Annotated in this window: 4 protein-coding genes and 1 pseudogene; 1 reads left to right on the top strand and 4 read right to left on the bottom strand. The window is 37.8% G+C overall.

Annotation, left to right across the window (positions count from 1 at the left end; translation table 11 throughout):
* The coding region (locus tag E7C97_RS09020) for a protease inhibitor I9 family protein (protein WP_316108990.1) at positions 1-863 on the bottom strand (863 nt) is incomplete at its 3' end.
* 338 nt (positions 864-1,201) lie between these two features.
* On the opposite strand from E7C97_RS09020, the pseudogene E7C97_RS09015 reads away from it, so the two are divergent.
* A pseudogene (locus E7C97_RS09015) lies at positions 1,202-2,121 on the top strand (transposase).
* Here the strand turns inward: E7C97_RS09015 and E7C97_RS09010 are convergent.
* The 3 genes from E7C97_RS09010 to cvfB all read right to left on the bottom strand — a co-directional run bounded on the left by E7C97_RS09010 (position 2,087) and on the right by cvfB (position 4,359).
* Entirely contained in the window at positions 2,087-3,073 is a 987-nt protein-coding gene (locus E7C97_RS09010; protein WP_049509524.1) for a PhoH family protein, read from the bottom strand. The pseudogene E7C97_RS09015 and the gene E7C97_RS09010 sit on opposite strands and share 35 nt — an antisense overlap.
* Positions 3,074-3,281: 208 nt before the next feature.
* Positions 3,282-3,497, bottom strand: coding sequence for a YozE family protein (locus tag E7C97_RS09005; RefSeq protein WP_001232087.1), 216 nt, complete (start codon positions 3,495-3,497; stop codon positions 3,282-3,284).
* A gap of 7 nt (positions 3,498-3,504) precedes the next feature.
* Positions 3,505-4,359, bottom strand: a complete 855-nt coding sequence (gene cvfB, locus E7C97_RS09000) for an RNA-binding virulence regulatory protein CvfB (protein WP_049525620.1) — start codon at positions 4,357-4,359, stop codon at positions 3,505-3,507.
* Positions 4,360-4,390 lie beyond the last annotated feature (31 nt).

The following is a 4,390-nucleotide window of genomic DNA, read 5'->3' as shown; positions in this document are numbered from 1 at the left end:
TTACCACCATTATAATAATTGAAAGCATGAGGGATTTTATCACTCAACCAGAAATTTTTATCAGTACCTTTTAAGTCTTCTTTTTTGAATCTCATTGAGCCTTTAGCATCATCATCAATCCTCATGGCCTTATGCCTATAATCTGTCCCGGTATCGATATTTGAAATGACCATACCTCTACCATCAAAATTTTTACCAAATGGAGCATTGATAGATTTTAGGTAATCAATTGCCTCTTCAACTCCAATTTCCTTCCTAGCATGATTCATCATTGGCTGGACTTTTTGTGATCGTTCAACCGATGAGATACCTTCTATTAGTTTAATTTTGTCCAGATTATCTTGGGTAGTTTCAATCGCACTACCATTAAAAATCCTATCATAAGTATATAAAACTTTTGTATCCTTAAGATTGGATAGTTGCTTGATTGCTTTTTCACCAGATTCTTTATCTTTAAATTCGGCAATATATACAACTTTATCTTCTTTATTGAGATTTTCTGCGTTTTTATTTACAAATGAGTCCGCATAATCTCCTTGGGATTGATTGGAATTTTCTTCTTTGATTTTTGCTTCTTCATTGCTAGTTTTATTATCTATCTCAGTATTTTTACTAACAACTTCTTTTTCCTCAATAATTGTTGTTTTCTTCTCTTCAGTATCCTTTGAAGTTTCTATAGCATTATGAATATCTTCATGTTTCTCTTTATTTTCTGTTTCCTTATCTACTGCTACTTTTTCTGTATCAGAGATAGTTACAGCATCTTCAGAACTAGATGTTTCTGCTAAGACTACCTCGTTAGGGAGATATGCTGCTAAAATAACTGCAGCTGTGGTTAATGACAATACTGTACTTTTTTTCATTTTAATTCCTTACATATTTATTTAACTTCCTAAAGATAGAAAACTTTAACTTTGCTAGCCTTTGTTATAAAAAGTTTTATGAAGTTTTATCTAGGAAATAGAGTAGTACATTTATATATAATTGTTAGCTCTCTGAAAAATAGTATATCAATTAAAAAAATTTAAGTCAAGAAAAAATTAACACACATTAATTTATTTTTTAACCCGTGTTAATTTTATAAAATCCAAAGCTTTCGTGGTTAACTGGAATACATTATAAGCAAATTCACACCATCAAGAATAGTAGGAATCAAGTTGAACCACTACTAAAACCACCAAAAACTCAGTTAAGTTTGGAAATGAATCTTGCCTACGATATTCCACTAATTCACGAACGAGAATGATTAGCCTCTATGTGGACAGTATTCCTAGTCAAGTTCTATTGGAAGAGACCTCCTACACTGGCCTCCCTGCCTTTCATCCAGCCATGCTCATGAAGATGACCCTGTTCGCTTATACTCGTCAAGTGTTCTCTGGACGTAAAATCGTTCAAATGAACGAAGAAGTCATTCCTATGAAATGGTTGAGGCAAGATACCTATGTTAGCTATAAAACGATTAATAACTTCCACTCAAGTAAACATGCCAACAACCTAATCAAAATTGACTAAAAAGTACTAAACGAGCACATATAACCCAATGAACTGGGAATATCTTGAGGACACGGACTAGTTTATAAAGCCCGATGGCATAGTTTATTCCTTTAAGAACTACTCTAGTCAAACCGATAAGTATGATTTCCAACGTGATTTCAAGATTTATGAGGCGGATAAAGTTCAAGATACTCCTGAGTTAGAACAGTTGGCTAAAACAGATAGTGGGAATCAGAAACCAATCCATTATAATCCAACTTGGAATTACTTTAAGGAACTCCTTAAGCAAACATTACATAGTGAAGAAGGCTCTCGATCTATGCCAAACGGAAAATTAATGTTGAACCCGTTTTGGTAGATTGAAGAGTGTTTTTGGCGTGCGCAGAGTGCATGTCAGAGGTAAACAAGCTGTCGCAACAGAAATAGGATTTCATCTTTATGTTCATGTATCTCACCAAATTGGCCAAGAATCTAGCCTCTAAAACATCCACTATTCAAAAACCACACAGTGTTTCTTTCAGCTTGATTTGATTCAAGACTGGAATCACTGTGTGGTTTTATTGGAAAGCTAGTTTTTGGCCAACCTTTTTCTTTATTCTGTTTCTTCTTCACTTTCTTCAGCTTTGACAGGTAGGGGTTCATAGGCTCTGATAATTTGAGCTACAACTGGGTGGCGAACCACATCCTTGGCTGAGAAATGAACAAAGTCAATCTGATGAATATTCTTGAGTTTCTCTTGAGCATCAATCAAACCTGACTTGACATTACGAGGTAGGTCAATCTGGCTAATATCCCCATTGACAATCATTTTCGAGTTAAATCCAAGACGGGTCAAGAACATCTTCATCTGCATGATGGTCGTATTTTGCGCCTCATCGAGAATGACAAAGGCATCATCCAAGGTACGCCCACGCATATAGGCCAGAGGAGCGATTTCAATGATTTCACGTTCCATAAGACGGGTTGTTTGGTCCTTCCCAAGAATCTGGTACAAGGCATCATAAACTGGACGAAGGTAAGGGTCTACCTTTTCCTTCAAATCTCCCGGAAGAAATCCTAGACTCTCGCCTGCTTCTACTGCAGGGCGTGTCAAGATAATACGTTTGACTTGTCCACGCTTGAGAGCTGTCACGGCCAAAGTCACTGCTAAGAAGGTCTTACCTGTTCCTGCCGGCCCAATACCAAAGGTCACATCGTGTTGCTTGACACTATCCACATAAAGCTTTTGACCCAACGTCTTCACACGAATTGGTTTACCTGTATTATCCTTGATAATTTCTTCTTCATAGAGGGCAACAAACTTATCGATTTCATTATTCTTAACCATGGTAATGGCTGTCACCACATCCGGAGTTCCAACAGTCATTCCACGATTAACCAAGACCATTAAGGCTTGGATAACTTGGCGGGCTTCCTCACAAGCATTCTCTGCTCCCAAGACTTGTACAATCTCTGTACGGGCATGGATGATGACATCTAATTCATCCTCCATCAATCGAAGGTGGCGCTCATTGGACCCAAAAAGATGAAATAGGTCATCTGGATGACTCAGTTGAATATCTATTGAATGTTCCTTCAAACAAAGAACCTCTCTAATCTCTTATTTCGTTTTATCATTTTGTTTTCTTTTAAGTATGAAATAACTTTCAAAAATCCTATCACTCTGACAATTCGTAATGGTAAACGATACTTGCCAAAATAAGTAAAATCCTCATAAAAGATAACTGAATGACTATATTATAGCAAAGAGGCTGAGAAATTACTATCCCCAACCCCATCTAGTAGCCTTAATGTTCTAAATATTCCTGCCAGATACGATCGAAGTCTCCCATATTAAAGGAAAAGCTAGCATGTTCCTCTAAAAAACGACTCACTTGATCAAAATCATCTGTATGTTTCGGAAAGGCGGACTCCTCAAAAGCCAGATCCGCTAAAATTGCTTTGGGACTATTGCTTTTAGGGTTGCGCTCGGTCATCAGCCAAGTATAAAATGATTTTCTCATAAGCCTCCTAAATCAACTCTGTGCCGAACTGATCTTGCTTGATTTTGCCAGCCTTCATCAAACCACCGAGTGCTTTTTTAAATTGACCTTTTGAAATACCGAAAGTGGCCTTGATATCATCTGGTGATGACTTATCATTCAAGGTCATGAAGCCACCATTGCTTTCCAAATAAGTCAAGATCATCTGCGCATCATTTTCCAACATCTCAAAAGAACGTGGTTTTAGAGAAAGGTTAAGAGTACGGTCAACCTCACGGAAACCAATGACACGCGCATCTAGCACTTGCCCCAAACGTGGTTCTGCATAGCGCTCACTTGGATGGATAAATCCAAGCATGTTGTTCTCTGGTAGATAGACAAAAGTTCCTGATAATTTGAGACGGTAAACAATGGCAGGCCAATTTTGATTCTGCATGTTATTGTAGGCAGGACGTGCCAATCGTTGGAAATCTTCCTGATAAGCTAAGATTCCCCAGATACGATCCTTCTTATCCACTTCTAGACGGATGTATAGACGATCACCCTTCTTAGGCCAGAGCTCTTTAAGTTCAGGAAGAATATCTAGTGACACAACGATTTCCTTGTCTGGTAATCCTGTATCAACAAAAACCCCAAGGTCCTTACGAACCTCTGTTACGGTTCCCCAACCAAATTGTTCCTGAGTTGCAGTCACTTCTGTAGTAGTGAGGCGCAATTTTTGCTTCATATCTGTGTAAGCAAAACCTTTGACCGTATCACCAACTGTATGCTTACCTTCTTCTTTAGCTAGGGCATATGTTTGACCATCCTTTTGAACAAAGTAAAAACGGTCATTTTCATCGATGATGAGTCCAACGATAAAACTTGCAAGATTTGTATTCATATTTCCTTCTTTCGAATAAAACTCAGCCAGC

The organism is Streptococcus sp., assembly GCF_032481935.1.
Lineage (GTDB): Bacteria > Bacillota > Bacilli > Lactobacillales > Streptococcaceae > Streptococcus.
This window is presented reverse-complemented; position numbering and strand designations above follow the sequence as displayed.

Coding starts and splice junctions, on each gene's coding strand:
- cvfB (WP_049525620.1), bottom strand. CDS start 4,359: ATGAATACAAATCTTGCAAGTTTTATCGTTGGACTCATCATCGATGAA.
- E7C97_RS09005 (WP_001232087.1), bottom strand. CDS start 3,497: ATGAGAAAATCATTTTATACTTGGCTGATGACCGAGCGCAACCCTAAA.